Raw genomic sequence first — 18037 nt, 5'->3', positions numbered from 1 at the left:
CTCTTTGTAACCGTTTTCTTTTTATTCGTTAGTATACAATACATCCAACAAGGAGCAAGCTCCTATACAAGTAAAGCCGTAAGCTTACTTAAAAATTGTTCATTCCAAATCATATGCCCCACCGACAAATATGGTCAACCTCTCATTTTCATTCTATGAAATATTCTTAAGTTAAGGACAAGAACTTCTACATGATAAAACAAAAAAAGCCGCGATAATTGCAGCTTCATTGTTAATGAAACAATAAGCCAAATAAATTATTTATTGGCTTATAGATAAAGATAATAAGAAACAGCGGACTGGGGATGTTCAATTTTAACAACGAGCAGAAGGTCGCGCCAAGACCCAAAATCCAAAAAATAAAATATACGCTAAGATCACGCACTCGGCGCTTTCGCATTAATTTAGGCAAATCAAGTGCCATACAACCTACAGCAATCACCAAGAATAACAGTACTAGCATTTGACTTCACTCCTTGATTTTTTCAAGAAAAGAATTATCTGTGAGACCCACGCGGTTAATAACTGCTGAGGCTTTGTAATGGATGGGCAATGATTTAAGGTAATCGTCACCCTTTTGTTGCTGCAGCTTTGCCCAAGCTTTAGGGCTGGCATGGTAGATCGATTGTCCGAATCCCATAATATCAACATTGAAACGATCATTTACATGCTCCACAGTTTTTTGCATCCGCTCTATAATCCGCTCCTCTGTTTCCTTTTCCAAACGTTTTATAGTGCTTTCCGATTCCAAATTTTCTACACTTTGCACTTCTTCAATATTGCAAAGCGTCTTAACACTAAGGTAAATATGCGGCTCCCCATTAATGATTTTCACTTTACGTTTAGTTGTAGCCTGGATCGCTTCGATTACAATGGGCTTTCCGTCTTCCCCTGCGATCGAGCCAGAATGTGCGGTTACCTTATCGTTGATATAATTGTAACCAATCGTTTCTCCCTCGTTTAGCCAACCGATCAACTTGTCTTTTTTGAACACAGCTACAGTATGGTATTCCAATCTTGCCTTAGGCATTGTTCGCTCTACATTGCTTTTGTCCTCTCCATCTTTGGGATCTCCTATAATTTTCACTCCGGTTAGCACAGGATTCTCACCTTCAGACAATAAATTCTCAATAAAATCATCCAGCGTGACAGCGACTGTTTTTGCTGAATCTTTATAAGAATTATCCAAGGAGCTAAATAATTTGTTCGCTGGTAATTTATCCATAGGTGTAAGGACATTCAAGACATTGCTGGCGGTTGTATCTCTGGCAACCATAACGTAGAAATCCATCCGGGGTTCCCGACTTCTTTTAAATACATCGAGTATCTCACCCACTCCGGTGCGGGCAAGCTCCTCCCCAATCACCAACACCCGGATATGACCGAGATAACTTGACCTAGAGCTATCCAGATTCAGCTTACGCAGCGCATCATAAAACGTAGGTACAGTAAATTTATATACAACCACTGGGACTCCACTGCCTCCCCCTCCTCCATTCGTTTGGGAGGAAATCGCAGATGGAATAACGACCTGCATCGAAACGGTATAACCTTTTTCTGCCTTGTCAATCCCTATCCCCAAGACAAAAGCTATCTCATTCAACTCATTTCTTTCCCAACAGCCGCTTAACACTAACGTAAATTGGAGAGCTATCATTAATCGAAGAACGCCTCTAACTAATTTTTTATTCATCTGGTTGGTTCCTTATCACTGGATGTGCTTTGACGAAACAGGTTCTGCGTCTTATTCTCAGCAGGCCTTGTCTTTAAAAACGGCCACGGAAAGCGAAAAATAGAGTCTTTTAAATCTTTGGAATTATACGGTCCGAGCGGACTCATATAAGGCATTCCGAAAGAACGCAGACTCGACAAATGCAATACGATGATAAAAATACCGAAGAGAATTCCATATAATCCGATAAATCCGGCCAAAGCTATAAGCACAAAACGGATCATCCGCGCAGCTATAGACATTCCTGTCTCCGGAATAACAAAACTAGAAATGGCTGTTAGCGATACAATAATGACCATTGCGGATGAAATAAAACCCGCTGCTACCGCGGCTTGTCCAATCACCAACGTTCCGACAATGGAAATCGCCTGACCAATATTTTTGGGTATCCGCACCCCGGCTTCCCGCAAAATCTCATAAGTCATTTCCATGATCAGCGCCTCAACAAAAGCAGGAAAAGGAACACTCTCCCTCTGGGCAGCTAAACTGATTACAAGATTGGTCGGTATCATCTCCTGGTGATAGGTAGTAATCGCAACATACAATGAAGGGGCAAGCAAAGTAATAAAAAATGAAATAAAACGAACTAATCTCAGCAATGTTCCAATATCAGCCCTTTGGTAATAATCCTCAGCTGACTGGAAAAATGCCACAAAAAATGTGGGCACCAGCAGTACAAAAGGAGTTCCATCAACAAGAATGGCCACTTTTCCTTCCAAAATACCCGCTGCAATCGTATCCGGACGATCACTGTTGTATACGGTAGGAAAAGGTGTAACTGCCGTCTCTTGAATAAACTCCTCAATATATCCACTCTCGAGAATACTGTCCGTATCTATTTTATTCAGACGGCGCTTTACCTCTTGCACCAGTTCCTTATTCGCGATGTTACTTAGATACATAATGGATACGCTGGTTTGAGTCACCCTTCCGATCTGAACGGTTTCCAGCCATAAATGGCTATCTTTGATTTTTCGCCGAACCAGTGCCGTATTCGTCCGTAAATTCTCAGTGAATCCTTCCATTGGACCCCGAACAACCGACTGTGAGCTAGGCTCCCCTACATTACGATCTTCCCAGCCTGGTAAGCCGATCCGCAGAGCGCTGGATAACCCGTCAAGCAGCAGCATTATATTACCGGACAATAAATGATGAATAAATTGGCTGTAATCGTCAATGACGGCTATATCGCCGGCTATTAATATCTGTTTCTTAATGATCTCAAACTTCTGCTCGGGAGAAAGCCCCCTCAGCTGTTCGTAAGGAATGTGTTCCTGCAAGGAATACAAAATTGAATTATGCAGCACCTGAGTATCCACAAGACCATCTATGTAAATCAAAGAAATATGAGTGTTCTCTTCTATCTGCAACTCTTTTATCACTACATCAGAGCTTTCACCCATCAATTGGTACAAATTAGCAATATTAACTTCCAACCGGCTTGATAATGTACCAATCTCCGTATCTTTCATGATGCAGCCTCCACTTCTCCATAGATAGATGAGTATAGTTTGATGTTAATTATGATAATTATTCCTTCGGATTAAAAAATCGGGATGGCATAATTCTGGTAACTACAACCATACTAAAACTAGTCCAATAAATTTGAGGGGGTATATGAGTTTGGAGAAAGATCGAATTAGTACCAATCAAATGATTATACTCGGGCTATTCACATTTATTGGGGATATGGCGCTTGTGTATCCGGCGTTAATGATATCAGGAGCGAAACAAGATGCATGGATTGCTGCTTTGATTAGTATTCCCTTGGGTCTAGTGACCATAAAATTGTTACTCTGCTTAGCAGACCTTGAACCCAACAAGAATATTATCGAGCTTAGCCTACAAATTTTAGGAAAATGGGTCGGAACTGCTGTGGCCTTATTCTATTTAGGGTTCTTCCTGATTGCTGCCTCCACCTACATAAGAGAAATTGAAGATTTCATGTGTACACAGATTTACGAGAAAACACCCGGTGGGGTTATTCGTTTCATGGCCATTTTCCTGCTGGTATATGGGGTACGACTTGGCCTAGAAATATTGGGCCGGGCAGCTCAGCTTTTTTTTCCTTTATTTGCAGTTTTTTTGATCGGTCTGCTGCTCCTGCTGACCCCCGATGTCAAAATGGAACGTTTATACCCCATCTTAAACACACCAGTACCGGACATGCTTCATACTTTGATGTATGGTGTTTTTTATCCTTTTGGCGAATTGTGCGTGTTTCTAATGATATATCCTTATGCTCAGAAAAATAGCAAAACAAGCCGGGATATTTTCATAGCCTTGATCATCGGAGCTCTGGGCCTTAACCTCATCTTATTGTTTTCCCTTACCGTTCTAGGTGTTTACGCTTCTGAACATCAATTTTATGCCGCTTATATTCTTGCTCAAAAAATTAATATTGCTAATTCTCTGCAACGTATTGAAGCGCTTATGGCTACAGCATGGATTATCAGCACGTACTTCAAAACAGCAGTTTATTACTATGCTTTAACCTTAGGTACAGCCCAATTATTTAAACTCAAAAGCCACCGTCCTCTGATCATACCTACTGGATTTTTGTTATTCGGTATGTCACAACTGATTGCCAAAGACATCATTTTCTACGTAAAGGAGATCCCCGCCTACTGGGTAGATTGGGATTTCACCTGTGCATTTGTTCTGCCGCTTATGTTGCTAATTGTGTATCAATTTAAGAAACGCCGTGCTTCTAAGGTTTAAACGACACTAGATTATAGACAAGTGAAATTAAGATTGTAGATACGAATCCCGCTTAAAGATCTAATTAAGCTCCGCTAAAATAATTGGGGAATTTCTCCCTGAAATTCTGGGATTTTCGTTCATTAGACTAATAATCAGGGAAAACCTCCCTAAATTTCAGCTGATTCGTTAGCAATTAAAGAAATTCCCCTTATTATTAGGGAGATATTCCCTAAATTCGTTCATTTAGAGCGAATATTGGTTATTTCCAGGGAGTTTTTCCCTAATTAGTTTTAGGCCGGCTTCGCACATTCATAAACGCAGACAACACAAACGGCCCCCGCATACTGCTTATCGCACCGTCCAATAGATATCGTCCCCAACAGGTATCACACAAAATGAATATTCCGCCGCCCAACCTAATGGCATAGAATACTTTGTGTGCGTAGCCCAGAGTCTATTGGCTACAGCAAGAATCCGCTTATAGCCTTTTTACTAAAAAGAAGCTGCCTCATAAGTAGTATTCACTACTTTTGAGACAGCCTCTTTATTCATAAGTTTCTTGTATGAAGTAAATCTATTCCTTCTTATCCAAAGACATCGACGATGGAGTTACATCAATGACAGGTTCTTTTGCCACTTCAAAAGTGGATCCGCAGGCCGGACAAAAGCGTGCCTCGATCGCCACATTCCCACCGCATGCTTTGCAATGCTTTACATCGGACAACTCAGCAATTTGCTGAAGGTTCGTCTCAATCTCAGCCTTCAATTCGAGAATACGATTGATATTAGTCTCGATTTGCTCACTTGGCAGTGGCCCTGCACCTTGAGTTACGGCTTCAAATAACAGTTTGCCCATAACCTGATACTGCTGGTCAATATCATTTTGCTTACCGTTATTTTGCAGCTTCAACCGGTTAATCTCCACCACTGTTTTTGCTTTATTCCCAGCCTCGCTTACCCCTGCTTTTACTTTGTTAAAAAAACTCATATTCAGCCCCCAATTCCGTAGTAGTCATATATAAGCATATTTCGACACCGCCAGAAGTATTCCTTTCTTTATTGTACCTAACTTCGTCCATGGTTTGTAGCCTATAACCGATTTACTAACCCTTTCCCCGCCTTCCTGCGGGAACGAACCTCGACTCAGGTCTGGTATACAAAACCGCCTCCAGGCCGTTTTTTCGCATGCAAAAAGACATTAGAATGAGTACATAAGCAAACGGGTTGCAGGATTCAATAACAATCACACCCATACGAGAGGAAGAAAACAATAAATGAAAAAATTATATCGTTCCCAAAGTGATCAGAAGATAAGTGGTTTGTGCGGAGGTCTTGCTCATTGGTCTGGTATTGATGCTACAGTAATCCGTCTCGTTGCTGTTGCCGCAGCATTGTTCAGCTTCGGAACAGTACTTATCTTCTACGTCATCGCTAGTATCATCGTTCCTAAAGAACCTTTTAACAGCTTTTCAGATGGACATGATTTCTATTAATTAATCGTCGTTTAATACAAGCCAGCCCTAATCCAACCATAAAAAAGGAGAGATAGAACATGAGTCTATTAAAAAGAATTTCCACAATTACTAAAGCAGCCCTACACGAAGGTTTAAACAAATTAGAAAACCCGGTGTTGCTGACAGGTCAGTATTTACGTGATCTTGAAAATGATATCGCTAAGGCGGAACGCAATGAGCGTGATCTGCAAGTTACAGCAAGTGTGTTGGAACGCCGTAAGCAAGAATATACTCAGTTAGTAGAGCAAAGTGAAGCCGAAGCCGTTCAAGCAGTTGAACAAGGAAATGAAGAAAGAGCTCGTCTGGCACTCATAGCCAAGTTACGGTACGTAGAACAGCTGGAAGAGTCCATAAATAGCCAAGTACAAACTAAGCAATCCCTTGCAGAGCTTGAGATCAATATCGCTAGAGCAAAAGAAGAGCGTGAACATCTCAAAGCGAAAAGAACTGAACTTATCGCTCGCGCTCAACAAGCGACAGAAACACTCAACTCTGCTCCACGTTCTTCTACGAAAGGTCTAAATGTAGGATCAGCTTCACAAGGTTTCGAACGAATGGAAGAAAAGATTTTCGAGTGGGAAGCATTGGCGGAAAACTCCAAAAATAAATTCAATACAGGCACAGGAATAAGTCCTTCCATCGATCCTAACCTGCGTAGCGCCGTTGACATCGAAATCGAGCGAATCCGCAACCGTAAAACCAACACTGAAGTAAACAATGAGAAAAAATAAATAGGACAACAAGCCTCTTACTACTCAGCTATTGTGCTGAATAAGGGGTTTGTTTTTTACTTCTTTTCATCCCGCGAATCCATTTTTTCGTTTCTGGATCCACACGATAAGACTCAGTGATTTTCTGCAAAGCTTTGTTGTAAGTGAAATCATCTAAGCTGTTGTTTCTCAAATAACTCATCGTAGGCTCTGGCAATTTCACATAACAAATCGAAAGCGCCCAAGAAACCGCCATTTTTACATAATAGCCTTCATGACTGACCTTATCGAGCAATTGTAAAATCCGGCTGATATACGCCTCTTCAATAAAGAAATTAAGCATCATTACCACAGCAAAACGGATTTCATATTCTTGATCTGACAATAGGTAAGGCATTATAAACTCCCACACCCGTTCTTTATTCTTTACGGTAAACTTCAGGCCTGTGCAAAAGCTATCGCATACGGACCAGTTATCAATTCTGGGAATAAAGTCTGCGATATAACGTAGGATTTCTTCAAGATCTGTCTTCACGTAGCCAAGCACCATACCTTGCAGCATCACTTCTTCAAAATAATCTGTCTCGGCATGCTCCAAATAGGCTCTCCAATCACCCTTTGCAATGATTTTGGCAAGCTTGCGCAGTTCCGGTAGCCTGACGCCTATAACATTATCTATCGTCGGAATTAAGGCCGCAGAAAACTTCTGGTAGTCCACCTCTGCCAAATTCAATAGCTGTTCTCTTATTGTTTTTTCCATAGTAGTACTCCTTACCCGTCCATTATTCAAATGAAATTTCCCATAAATATATAGAAGCCACAGAACCCAAAGGAGAATAGTTTAGCCGGTATTGTTCAAATTGATCTTTGGTAAGCTTATCAAGTCCATACAGCTTCATCATCCCCCGACGAATCGCAATATCTCCCCAACTGACCACATCCCGTCGTTCCATAGAATGGATTAACATCATTTCTGCCGTCCATTTGCCAATGCCCTTTAACGTCATAAGTTTTTGTATAACCTCTTGATCTGATAACCCAGGCAATTCCTCCAGCTTAAAATCACCCCGAGCGACCAAATTGGAAATCTCATGGATACATAGTGCCTTTTTCATCGTCATCCCACAGCTTTGAATCTCATCCGCCGTATGTAACGCTAACTGCTGCGGAGTGATGTCTCTGAACTGAGCCAACATTCTGTTCCAAATGGTCCGAACCGCTTTTACTGAAATAAGCTGTCCTACTATAGCATAGATAAGCGCAGTAAAAAGATCCGGTATAATTACACGTTCCACTCTGCCCATCCGTGCCATAGCTGCGCCAAGTACTGGATCCACACTTCGGAGATAATCTATGTCTTCTTGCCCATAATCAAAAAACTTAGTAATTACGCTGCTCAAAGTGTTTCCTCCCGTATCTGATAGTGATGACCCTAATCCTAATATACAATACCTATTTGGCAGTGTACGGATTGTTGAATAGAATAGCAAGATAGCGAAACTGGAAAAAGCCATAACATCCCTAAGATAGGTGGTTATGGCTTATTGTAGCGCATAGGCTTATTCATTCTGAATAATGTATTTTTATGCTCGCAGGATTCTTTTTTCTTTCGCTGCCCTTAGCCACATGGGGAATTCATTCAGTAGCTGATCATACAGATCTTCATCAGTCACCTTTTCAATTTGGTCCAGATGAATAAAATTGGCGTTATCCACCAAACGTCCCTTCATCGTATCAAGCTGCTTCAATACTTCAAAATCCGAGTTACCGATTCCGACAAACTGCCAAAAAATTGGTTGGACCGAAGCAGCCATAATCACATTTTTAGTGGATTTCACTACACCACCATCGTTAATAAATATGATAAATACCGGTGTAGAATCGGGTTCTTCCTCCGTATATTTTTTAATGATATCCTCCATTACTGGCGGTTCATTATTGCGGCCAAACTTATGAATGGTACGATTATTTAAAATATGTGTAAACACATATCTTCCTAAATCCTGCTCTGTCACAGGTGGCAGCCGGCTAAACTCCGTATCGTACACCCACACATCTAACGATTGGTTATCATCAAATTTGCAGGCAACGGCTAATATACGCTCAACTACTTCTTGAACGGTTCCATTATTATAGAGATTTCTCATAGATCCTGTAATATCCAGGACAACGCCTACCCTTGCAATGACTCCTGTCAGATTCTTTTTTTCTAAGGTGATCTGAACAATTTTTTTACGTAAATCAATAGAGGACAGTACATTCTTCTCTTCATAACGGATCGTCTCTAAAGGAAAGGTTAACTCAGCTGTGGCCGCTACCTCAAGGTTTCCTTCGTCTTCTTCAATAACGAGCCCATAGTTTGTACATAAAGCAGCCAATCCTCCCTCAAAGCCACTACCAATCGCACTGAATTTCCACTCTGAACCATAGCGATATAGCTCTCCAACCACAATAGCTGTCTCCGTCGACAGGTCAGAGCCATACTCGAAAACGAATAATTCCTCACCGCTAGCAGCATCCACTAAGCGCAGATAAGGAGAGGTTACTTGCTTCATAGAGTGTCCTAATTTTTCTCCTTCATAGATCGTTAAAGTTAAAGCTATTCTAGTAATATCCTTAGGAAGTCGAGAAAGCGTAATGGCGATAGCTTCTTTATCCCCTTGTTGTAAGACAGAATGAGTTACAGCTTCGTCTATAGACAACGGATTGCCATAAAAGATAAAGTTCTCATCGCGTTCGCAACGGTTCTGTTCTGACAGTAAAAAAGCAGCAGAGTCTATGCCAATCCTAATATCAGCAGTCATCCACCCAAATTTCAGCAAAAGCTTGTTCACGTTTCTCCCTTTTGTAATATCCACCTTTTGCCCCTTTATAAGCCGCACTCTACCATCTCCTTATTTTTACTGAACAGCTCATTGTGATTCACTAGATTGTATTTATCATTTTACTACTTTAATATGAAACGTATATATGATAGATAAGGAGCTTTACGAATGGACTTTATAGCAATTGACTTTGAGACCGCGAACTCCAGTCGATCCAGCGCATGTGCCTTGGGACTTGTGGAAGTTAAAGCTGGAAATATAACCGCAGAGCATTCTTGGCTAATTGACCCGCAGCAGCGGTTTGATGGCATGAACATTTCGATACACGGCATCACACCATCAATGGTAATCGGCCAACCTACTTTTCAAGAGCTATGGCCCACCGTTGAACCTTTACTACACGGACAAATCGTCGTGGCGCATAATGCTGCTTTTGATATGAGCGTCCTGCGTTATTGTCTCGATGGAATGTCCCTGAGCTACCCAAGCTTTCAATACTTATGTACCTATTTATTAGGCAAAAAAATGCTGCCCGACCTGCCCTCCCATAAACTTAATGTAGTCTCCGATTTTTTCGGCATTACGCTAAAGCACCATGATGCCTTGGATGACGCACGCGCAGCCGCTGCAATTCTAGTAAAACTTATGGAGCAGGAGGAGCACTATGATCCTCTATTGCTCTCTGCCAGTCAAGGATATACTAGCGGAACGATGTTTGCCGGTGGGTATACCCCATTTTCGACTCGCGCGAAAAAGCCTGCTAAGAAACAAGGCACTAAACATAAACCCTCCATTTATAGCAGCCGCGCCACTTTGTCGAAATAATCAAGAACATTAAAAACCCCCAACCAGCTCTTTTCTGCTGATTGGGGGTTTGGTTTTACAGAACATCACTTAAATCTTCAAACGATACACAGCCTTATTCTCTAGACCTCTGATGAACGGTGTCCATTCCTCGGTCTCCGGTGTGGTATCCAAAGCATCCTCCACCATTTGCAGCTTCGCATCCATCGCATCGATATGATGCAGAGCGACTGCCTCAGCTGTCTGTGGCTGAACAGGACTCCCCCATTCGCCCAGATTATGATGTGACAATACGAGATGCTGTAACGCCATAACCTTTTCCGAATTCAAATCAATATCTAAGCGGATAGCCGCTTCCGTGATCCAATTAGACGCCATCGAGATATGGCCAATTAATTTGCCCTGAACGCTGTATTCCGAGACAATCCCAAGCTGGGAGACCATCTCCTCCGGCTTCGCGATATCATGCAGAATGATCCCGGCCTTCATTAGATCTGGATTCAAGAACGGACGCTGCTTGCACAGAAAATCACCGATTTCCAGCATACGCACCATATGATAAGCAAGTCCGGCAAAATAAGCATGATGATGTGTTTTGGCTGCCGGATAATGCATCAATTTCTCTTCCACTTTACCCACACAAAAAGAGACAATTGAAGCAATTTCCGGATCCGAAATACTTGCCATAACCCCTTTAATCGTATGAATAAGGTCTACTGGACGAATTGGGGCAGAACGGATGAAATCCGTAAGTGCAACGCCATCCTCATCGTTAACCAACCTGATTTTAGTAATTTTTATTTGTAATTTCTCACGATAAGTATGAGCAATCCCGCGTACCTTCACAAGCGCCATAGGAAAAAAAGTTTCTTTATCAGTTGTGCTGGCATCCCAATATTTCGCGGATAATTGTCCAGTGGAATCCCCCAGGACGATGTCAAAATAATCTTTTGGAGGAGTGCCGTTCGTTTGTTTAATTGCCAGCTCTCTTAAAAGATAAAAGCCAACAAATTCATCTTGTGGAGCGAGCTGTTTAATTTGTGTCATGTTGGAGCCTCCTATTAATAACAGGCTTTCGGCCTGCTCTCTATATTAAACTTTAGACACTCACCTCCAAAATCCCTTTAAATCACTATACGATCTATTTTCATATTTATGTACAAGCCAAGAATATTTGAAAAAGGAGGCTACTCCCCGGCCATATTCTGGCACTGGAATATCCTCCTTTTATTATAAAACGATAATTATTTACCAGCCGATTCAAGTGCTGATTTAATAGCTTCTACCGCTTTAGCGGATATTTCTTTCTCTGCATCATTTTTTCCGAAGACTGCTGGACGGTAACCATATTTGTGCAGGCTATATCCGGTCGATGTCGACTCGATTTCACCTTTCACTGCCAGCTCCGCGTCCGTTAACTGATTGATTGTTCTTACACTTCCGTTTTTATCCAAATAATAAACAAGCATTTTGACAGGAACACCGTACTCTACATTCACCATAACATTTACAAGCTTATCGGCACTTACACCAATGAAGATTCCATCGAAATAAGCCGCTTTATTAGCTTCTACAACCTCAGCTTTTCCGTATGCTCTATCCACCGCAGTCTTTAAAGCCACGCTGCTGCTAGTTGCACCGGACACAGCATCTACTTCCTGCACGCCTTCTCTAGTACCTGCTGCGAGGAAGCTAGCCGTCAACTGAGGAATTGCTTTTACCACCTCAGGGTAAGCAGCGTTCCCTCTATCTACAAGGTTCATTCCTACACGATACAATGCTACATTTACGATTTTGCCGTTACGCAGGGTAACGTCCGCTCTGTTCGTTCCTTTATCATAAGCATCACCAAATGCAGTAAAGGTTCCGTCTTTATAGGTTCCTTGGACTTTGGATGCATTGGTCAAAGCATCTGTCAGTGCTGCTTTAGCTGCTGCCGACAATGCTTCTTGGCCTGTAATATCGGCCATTTGCACACCTTTTTCTAACAGCCCGGATGTGAGTGTAGCTACCCATCCTTTTTGTTCTGCACTCAGTTTATCGTCAGCAATCAGCTTGCCGTCAGCTCCAAACAGACTTACTTTAATGCCTGTTACCGCATCTGCATCAACATCAACTAGCAGCAGCACTTTAGATTGATTATCTACTCCGGCAAATTTGCCGTCAAAATATTGACCTTCAGCAGGAACCTTTAGCGCTTTCTCAAATGCTCTTTCTACAGCTTGGTTCCAGCTGTGACTACTTTCCGTAGCTCCGGAAATTCCGTCAACCTTTTCATCATAGTTAGCGATATATGAACCATTCGCTAGCAGCTTAGCTGTCATAGGAGCATTTGCTTTTACTACTTCCGCATAAGCTGTTGCCCCTCTGTCAATCAGGTTATTGCCAAGTCTAAACAGCTTCACATCAACCAACTTACCGTTGCGAATCACGATGTCAGCTCTTTCAACGCCAACACTTCTTGCCGTACCATAAGAGGAATAGAATCCGTCTACATAAGCAGATGTATTGTTGATTATTGCATTCTGCTCAGCATCCCAGAAAGCGTTAATCGCTGCTTTAAAGTCGGCTTCAAGACCTGCAGCAGGTTGTACCTCTGTTCCTTTGGCCAGCAAGGCTGGAGCTATAGCTGCAACCGCTGCCGCTTGCTCAGCTGTGTAAGCTTTCTCCTCAATGAAATCACCAGCGCTGTTCATAGGATACACTTTAACATCTGTGAGCTTGTTGGATTCGTAGGTCGCAAATACAGAATATTTACCTGTAGGATCTACGCCCATATGAACTCCATCAAAGTAAACGGCATTTGTATCTTTCACTGTTAGAGCTCTTTCAAACGCTCTATCTACAGACAATTTCCAGCCATTACTGGAGCGGGTAGCTCCCGAAACAGCATCAACTGCCGCTGCTCCATCTCTTGTTTTGCCAAGCAATCTATCCTTCATCAATCCATAAGCTTGCCATAAAGCACTATAATTGTTACGGGCATCTCTATCAATCAGCTTAGGACTGGTTCTCAAAAGCTCAATGCTAGTAATTTTGCCATCTTTAATTTCGATCTTGGCACCTTCCGTGCCTTTGGAGTATGCATCGCCATAAGCTACGTAAACTCCATCTTGGTATACGTTTTCATTAACTGTAACAGGCTTTGCTGTAGCCACAGGCTTAACAGTTTCCGCTGGTACTACTGTCGCTGCTGGTGCAGCGGTTGCTTTTGGGGTTGCTACTGGTGCTGCTGTAGCTTTTGGGGTTGCTGCTGGTTTGGCTGTTGCCTTTGGCGTTGCTGTTGGTTTTGCCGTTGGCTTTGGCGTTGCTGTTGGTTTTGCTGTTGGCTTTGGTGTTGCTACTGGTTTTGCCGTTGCTTTTGGTGTTGCTGCTGGTTTTGCCGTTGGTTTTGCTGTTGGTTTTGCTGCCGGTGCATCCGCTTCTTCGGAGGCTGCCGATACTGCATCCACCTTCAAGTTTACAGCAGGCACATTAAGTGTGTAAGCAAACGGCGCTAACAATATAGCCGCGCTAACCGTTAAAGAAATTAGTTTTTTCAATGAAAATTCTCCTTTACCAAACCCCAGTGATATGTAGCTTTTTGTTAACCAAACCTTTTTCGTACGATGCGCCCCTTCTCTTCTTATGAAGCATAACTTCTCTCTTCATAAGAACTCATCCCCCCTCTCATGCTTTTGCACGCTCGATTTTCAATAAAAAAATATCTTGAATCTATTTCATTTCTTCCTTTTAACACAAAGCTGCATAAAAGGTGAAATAATTCACATAAGTTATTATAAAAACACTTACACCCGTTTTCCATCAATTTCTGGTTTGATACTACCAGACCTTTCTGCGGTTCTTCTGTATCGAAAATCACACACCCTATAAGAAACATCACTATTTGCGATTAAAATTAATTTATACACGCAAAGTGATCTCAATAACTGTGCATTCAAGGTTAGCTATGCTATTTTAGAACGATCTCTTATATGGGAAAGGAGTTCTGTGCTTTGAGCAAACAGCCACCTATTGGAGTTATACTCGCCCAAATCGGCACCCCTACTGCACCAACTGCAAAAGCTGTACGGCCTTATCTGAAACGTTTTTTATCAGATCGCCGAATCATAGATTATTCTCCTCTGCTGTGGCAGCCTTTGCTGCGAGGCGTGATTCTGCGTTCACGTCCACGCCGGTCCGCTGAGCTGTACAGTCAAATATGGACAACCGAAGGATCACCACTGCTCCTTCATTCTTCAGCTCAGCAATCTGGATTGCAAGAACTGCTGGGTCCAAGGTATCAGGTAGAGCTTGGATTGGCTTATAGCGAACCCAGCATGGAGCAAGCGATGGCGAAATTCGACACGGCCGGAGTTACCCGAATTATCATTGTGCCGCTGTTTCCGCAATATTCGTCCACGACTACCGCATCCGTATTCGATCAGGCCAGCTTTGCAGCCTTAGGTCGCCAAAGCTCCACTGGTCCTGTAACTAAACGTCTGATTCCGGCTCTAAGATTTATTGATGCCTACTATAATGAGCCCGGTTATATTTCAGCCTTGAAGTCACACCTGCTGCGTCAAATGGAGATTCTGAGCAAAGAACCTGATTATTTTGTACTGACCTTCCATGGGATTCCCAAACGGTATGCGGATACCGGTGATCCTTATCCGCAGCAATGTATGGAAACCGCGCGTCTTCTTGCTTCTGCTATGAATTGGGAGCCCGAACGCTGGCAGCTTAGTTTTCAATCACGTTTCGGGCGAGAAGAATGGGTAGGACCGTCTACAGCGGATGTTCTGGGAGAGCTTGCCGGACGAGGAATACGTAGACCTCTGATTTTTTCACCGGGTCTTGTGACCGATTGTCTGGAAACGCTGCATGAGCTAGCCATAGAAGGACGAGAACAATTCAAGGCTGGTGGAGGACAAGCAGAGGAATTTATGGCAACTCCCTGTTTGAATAACCATGAGGATTGGCTTGATTTTTTGGCTGAACATGTAGAAAAAAATGCCCAAGGGTGGTAAAACAAAAAACCGTCTTGTCCACAGATCATCTCTGTTGCAGACAAGACGGTTAGCTATATCAATTGTTAAGCATGAAGAATCGAAAGGATACTTATGCTGTAAGCTGCTTATATTTCGTAGTCAGTTCATGGAACCACTGCTTGTCCTGTAAGGTCAACGCAAAATCAATCAGCTCGGCAATCTCACTCGGCTGTAAATCTGCTGAGTCATTAAAGGATACTTCAGCCATAGCTGTAGCTGCGCCATTCCCATCCTCTGCGTAATCATAAGAAAAACATAACTTAATGTCACTTTCCAGAAATTCATTACGAAGGAAATATAATACCTCACACATTAACACAGGTCTAACATGATCATCAAAGACACATTCCATAACCTTTGCCCAATATTGCTGGTTGTTGAGGTGTAACTTATCATTAGTTAAGAGATATTTCTCACCCTGAAAATCGGTGACAAATCTCAGTTCAAGCGGCTTCATCTTAAAAATAGTAGCAATTTGCTTCATGCTAATATTCAAAATATCTTGCGTTTCTAGTCTGATCATCTCTCCATGCACCTCGTCCCTCTTAGTTGGGTTATTCGAAACCTGCCATTATCTATAATTCTTTATATGCCATTATTGTAAAATTAACTCCATTAATTCACTTTAATTTTATCTAATTTAACATTATTATCGTCACCTGACTATGCTTTATTTATATTTTTTTAGGATTTCGCTCAGAAAAATGTTTCATTCTCTAAAAATCTGTTTAATATTATTGTTCATTACAATAAGATGTATAAAGATTACGCATCATGTGAAGCTTTTACTTTCTTATATTTAAACAAAAAAAACTGTTCTGAATGGTCATTACGACCTCAGAACAGTTTTTCGCATTAGGATTATGCTTCAGTTAATTTACTTAAACAAACAGTGGCACTAACTGTATTCCCTCAGGTGAAATCCGCACGAGTCCTTTATCGGTGATACGTAACGTTGGGATAACCGCCAGAGCAAGCAGCGATAAAGTCATAAACGCGTAATTCAAAGTACAGCCGGCATCATACAACGCTTTGCTGATCGCAGCTGATTTCTCAGCAGCAATTTCAAATGGCTCTGTAGACATTAGGCCTGCAATGGCCAACGGGAATAACGTTTCTCCACTAGAAGTAATTACGGCAACCCCACCTTGAGCGTCCGCCACCGCATTCGCAGCTTTGGCCATTAACTCATTATCATTGCCGATGACGAGTACATTATGACTATCATGAGCAACAGTCATTGCGATAGCAGCCGGCTCTTTAAAACCGATGCCTTCCACAACAGCCACTGATTTATTTCCTGTTCCTTTATGCCGTTCGAGCACAGCGATTTTACACAGACCCTCCACAGCATTTACATCCAACTGCCCTGCCACTACAGGTACCGAAACTATACGTTCAATGGTCTCTACATGATTTTCTCTTACTTTAATAACTCTTGCAGTAAGTTCACCTGTTTCAATTGGAGCCGCGATAATGAAATCTTCGGCGGTAGGACGCTGTGGCAAATGAACCGAAGCCAAAACTTCCTCTGGATAAGTGAATTTAGCAAGCTCTGCCGTCATCACACCATTTTCGGCAACTACTACACCCGCGGCAATCGTAAGTACCACGTGAACATCGGCCAAATTCCCGTCCAGCAGAATAATATCCGCAAAAGAACCTGGAGTAATAGATCCGATATCCTGAGACAACCCAAAACGCTCTGCTGTATTAATAGTTGCCATTTGGAAGGCTGTTACTGGTTTCACGCCTTGAGCAATCGCATGGCGAACAACGAAATCCATATGACCTTCGTCGCGTAACGATTCCGAGCTGCGGTCGTCAGTTACCAGCATCATGCGGCGCGGATCAAGTCCACGCTCTGTATGAGCGGTGATGGTCTTGGCAACATCATGCCAAGCCGAGCCCCGGCGCATTTTGGCATACATCCCCAGTCGAACGCGCTCAATCACATCGTCTGCTGTAACACACTCATGATCACCAGTTACCCCTGCCGCAGCATACACTGGCAGTCTCCAGTCGCTGGAAGGCCATGTGAAATGACCGTCAACAAATCTGCCTGCCCGCAGCGTAGCTTGAATCTCTCCAAGCATTTTCTCATCGCCGTAAACAACGCCAGGGAAATTCATCACTTCGCCCAGAGCAATCACATCTTTGCCCCAAGTAAAAGCTTCGGCAACTTCTTCAGGACCAATTGAGGCACCCGTTGTCTCGAATTCCGCACCTGCCGCAGGCACACAAGAAGCCACCTGCATGTAAGCAGCTAACGGCGTACCCCGCATCTCATCCAGCATCAATTGAATACCCTTCAGCCCGAATACATTAGCAATCTCATGCGCATCAAAGAAACCACCTGTTGTGCCAAGCGGCAAAACAGCGCGGGAAAATTCAGTAACGGTTAGCTGGGTGCTCTCAATATGGCAGTGGCCATCGAGCAATCCCGGAGCTATATACTTGCCGTTCGCATCAATAACTTGCGTTCCTTCGCCAATCATATGTGTCACATCTTTACCAACATAAGCAATTCGTCCACCTTGAACACCAACAGACATTCCTTCTAGAATTTCACCAGAGCATACGTTGACCAGCTTTCCACCTGTAATTACCAGTGTTGCCGGTTTATCGCCTCTTGCCGTAGCCACAAGCTCAGGTACACAATCTGCTAAAGGCTTTCTTGTAAAAGTTGTCATCTTCATCTCTCCCCCGTTAGTATCCA

General features: G+C 42.7%; 16 protein-coding genes and 1 pseudogene. 5 read left to right on the top strand and 12 right to left on the bottom strand.

Going from position 1 to position 18037, the window contains the following annotated elements; all coding sequences use genetic code 11:
• Window positions 1–232: 232 nt before the first annotated feature.
• Genes NSS82_RS07940 through NSS82_RS07930 form a run of 3 tightly spaced genes read right to left on the bottom strand, consistent with a single transcriptional unit; the run spans window position 233 to window position 3204 of the window.
• Window positions 233–463: a hypothetical protein gene (locus NSS82_RS07940; RefSeq protein WP_036675888.1), complete on the bottom strand. Its 231-nt coding sequence runs from the start codon at window positions 461–463 to the stop codon at window positions 233–235.
• 6 nt (window positions 464–469) lie between these two features.
• Entirely contained in the window at window positions 470–1693 is a 1224-nt protein-coding gene (locus NSS82_RS07935; protein WP_036675890.1) for a Ger(x)C family spore germination protein, read from the bottom strand.
• Window positions 1690–3204 carry a spore germination protein gene (locus NSS82_RS07930; protein ID WP_076273978.1) on the bottom strand — a complete coding sequence of 505 codons (1515 nt, stop codon included), beginning with the start codon at window positions 3202–3204 and terminating at the stop codon, window positions 1690–1692. Before NSS82_RS07930 ends, NSS82_RS07935 begins: the two co-directional genes overlap by 4 nt.
• Before the next feature lie 145 nt (window positions 3205–3349).
• Between NSS82_RS07930 and NSS82_RS07925 the strand changes: the two genes are divergently transcribed.
• Window positions 3350–4453 (top strand): GerAB/ArcD/ProY family transporter, encoded by a 1104-nt coding sequence (locus NSS82_RS07925; protein ID WP_076107223.1) that lies wholly within the window; start codon window positions 3350–3352, stop codon window positions 4451–4453.
• A gap of 556 nt (window positions 4454–5009) precedes the next feature.
• Here NSS82_RS07925 and NSS82_RS07920 read toward each other — a convergent pair.
• Window positions 5010–5423, bottom strand: a complete 414-nt coding sequence (locus tag NSS82_RS07920; RefSeq protein WP_076273979.1) for a zinc ribbon domain-containing protein — start codon at window positions 5421–5423, stop codon at window positions 5010–5012.
• Window positions 5424–5709: 286 nt separating this feature from the next.
• Here NSS82_RS07920 and NSS82_RS07915 point away from each other — a divergent pair, with 286 nt between their 5' ends.
• Together NSS82_RS07915 and NSS82_RS07910 are read left to right on the top strand one after the other, a co-directional pair.
• On the top strand, window positions 5710–5928 hold the full coding sequence (locus tag NSS82_RS07915) for a PspC domain-containing protein (protein ID WP_076273980.1): 219 nt from the start codon (window positions 5710–5712) through the stop codon (window positions 5926–5928).
• Window positions 5929–5987: 59 nt separating this feature from the next.
• Window positions 5988–6680 (top strand): PspA/IM30 family protein, encoded by a 693-nt coding sequence (locus NSS82_RS07910; protein ID WP_076273981.1) that lies wholly within the window; start codon window positions 5988–5990, stop codon window positions 6678–6680.
• A 28-nt stretch (window positions 6681–6708) separates the two neighbouring features.
• On the opposite strand, the gene NSS82_RS07905 is transcribed toward NSS82_RS07910, so the two are convergent.
• The 4 genes and pseudogenes from NSS82_RS07905 to NSS82_RS07890 form a co-directional block, all read right to left on the bottom strand.
• Window positions 6709–7419: a DNA alkylation repair protein gene (locus NSS82_RS07905; protein ID WP_076273982.1), complete on the bottom strand. Its 711-nt coding sequence runs from the start codon at window positions 7417–7419 to the stop codon at window positions 6709–6711.
• Window positions 7420–7441: 22 nt separating this feature from the next.
• On the bottom strand, window positions 7442–8059 hold the full coding sequence (locus NSS82_RS07900) for a DNA-3-methyladenine glycosylase family protein (protein ID WP_076273983.1): 618 nt from the start codon (window positions 8057–8059) through the stop codon (window positions 7442–7444).
• A 183-nt stretch (window positions 8060–8242) separates the two neighbouring features.
• The gene (locus NSS82_RS07895; protein WP_036680121.1) at window positions 8243–8914 is read right to left on the bottom strand and encodes a vWA domain-containing protein; all 672 of its coding nucleotides are present in this window, start codon (window positions 8912–8914) and stop codon (window positions 8243–8245) included.
• Window positions 8915–9025: 111 nt separating this feature from the next.
• Window positions 9026–9541: pseudogene (locus NSS82_RS07890) on the bottom strand (TerD family protein); the annotation flags it as partial.
• A gap of 111 nt (window positions 9542–9652) precedes the next feature.
• On the opposite strand from NSS82_RS07890, the gene NSS82_RS07885 reads away from it, so the two are divergent.
• The gene (locus NSS82_RS07885) at window positions 9653–10309 is read left to right on the top strand and encodes a 3'-5' exonuclease (protein WP_036680002.1); all 657 of its coding nucleotides are present in this window, start codon (window positions 9653–9655) and stop codon (window positions 10307–10309) included.
• 69 nt (window positions 10310–10378) lie between these two features.
• On the opposite strand, the gene NSS82_RS07880 is transcribed toward NSS82_RS07885, so the two are convergent.
• Both NSS82_RS07880 and NSS82_RS07875 read right to left on the bottom strand, forming a co-directional pair.
• The gene (locus tag NSS82_RS07880; RefSeq protein WP_036680004.1) at window positions 10379–11335 is read right to left on the bottom strand and encodes a 3'-5' exoribonuclease YhaM family protein; all 957 of its coding nucleotides are present in this window, start codon (window positions 11333–11335) and stop codon (window positions 10379–10381) included.
• A gap of 197 nt (window positions 11336–11532) precedes the next feature.
• Window positions 11533–13830, bottom strand: coding sequence for an FMN-binding protein (locus tag NSS82_RS07875; protein ID WP_076273985.1), 2298 nt, complete (start codon window positions 13828–13830; stop codon window positions 11533–11535).
• 453 nt (window positions 13831–14283) lie between these two features.
• Between NSS82_RS07875 and hemH the strand changes: the two genes are divergently transcribed.
• Window positions 14284–15297, top strand: a complete 1014-nt coding sequence (gene hemH, locus NSS82_RS07870) for a ferrochelatase (RefSeq protein ID WP_176462584.1) — start codon at window positions 14284–14286, stop codon at window positions 15295–15297.
• A 91-nt stretch (window positions 15298–15388) separates the two neighbouring features.
• Here hemH and NSS82_RS07865 read toward each other — a convergent pair whose 3' ends face one another.
• Window positions 15389–15841: an IDEAL domain-containing protein gene (locus tag NSS82_RS07865; RefSeq protein WP_036680123.1), complete on the bottom strand. Its 453-nt coding sequence runs from the start codon at window positions 15839–15841 to the stop codon at window positions 15389–15391.
• 358 nt (window positions 15842–16199) lie between these two features.
• A complete protein-coding gene (locus NSS82_RS07860) occupies window positions 16200–18017 on the bottom strand; it encodes an adenine deaminase (RefSeq protein WP_076274004.1) in 1818 nt (605 codons plus the stop codon).
• Window positions 18018–18037: the final 20 nt, after the last annotated feature.

It is taken from the genome of Paenibacillus sp. FSL H7-0735 (assembly GCF_038008505.1).
GTDB lineage: Bacteria > Bacillota > Bacilli > Paenibacillales > Paenibacillaceae > Paenibacillus_AQ > Paenibacillus_AQ odorifer.
The sequence above is the reverse complement of the archived record's forward strand: the minus strand, read 5'-3'. Positions and strand labels throughout refer to the sequence as shown.

Coding starts and splice junctions, on each gene's coding strand:
- NSS82_RS07930 (WP_076273978.1), bottom strand. CDS start 3,204: ATGAAAGATACGGAGATTGGTACATTATCAAGCCGGTTGGAAGTTAAT.
- NSS82_RS07905 (WP_076273982.1), bottom strand. CDS start 7,419: ATGGAAAAAACAATAAGAGAACAGCTATTGAATTTGGCAGAGGTGGAC.
- NSS82_RS07910 (WP_076273981.1), top strand. CDS start 5,988: ATGAGTCTATTAAAAAGAATTTCCACAATTACTAAAGCAGCCCTACAC.
- NSS82_RS07920 (WP_076273979.1), bottom strand. CDS start 5,423: ATGAGTTTTTTTAACAAAGTAAAAGCAGGGGTAAGCGAGGCTGGGAAT.
- NSS82_RS07925 (WP_076107223.1), top strand. CDS start 3,350: ATGAGTTTGGAGAAAGATCGAATTAGTACCAATCAAATGATTATACTC.
- NSS82_RS07885 (WP_036680002.1), top strand. CDS start 9,653: ATGGACTTTATAGCAATTGACTTTGAGACCGCGAACTCCAGTCGATCC.
- NSS82_RS07935 (WP_036675890.1), bottom strand. CDS start 1,693: ATGAATAAAAAATTAGTTAGAGGCGTTCTTCGATTAATGATAGCTCTC.
- NSS82_RS07860 (WP_076274004.1), bottom strand. CDS start 18,017: ATGAAGATGACAACTTTTACAAGAAAGCCTTTAGCAGATTGTGTACCT.
- NSS82_RS07865 (WP_036680123.1), bottom strand. CDS start 15,841: ATGATCAGACTAGAAACGCAAGATATTTTGAATATTAGCATGAAGCAA.
- NSS82_RS07940 (WP_036675888.1), bottom strand. CDS start 463: ATGCTAGTACTGTTATTCTTGGTGATTGCTGTAGGTTGTATGGCACTT.
- NSS82_RS07880 (WP_036680004.1), bottom strand. CDS start 11,335: ATGACACAAATTAAACAGCTCGCTCCACAAGATGAATTTGTTGGCTTT.
- NSS82_RS07915 (WP_076273980.1), top strand. CDS start 5,710: ATGAAAAAATTATATCGTTCCCAAAGTGATCAGAAGATAAGTGGTTTG.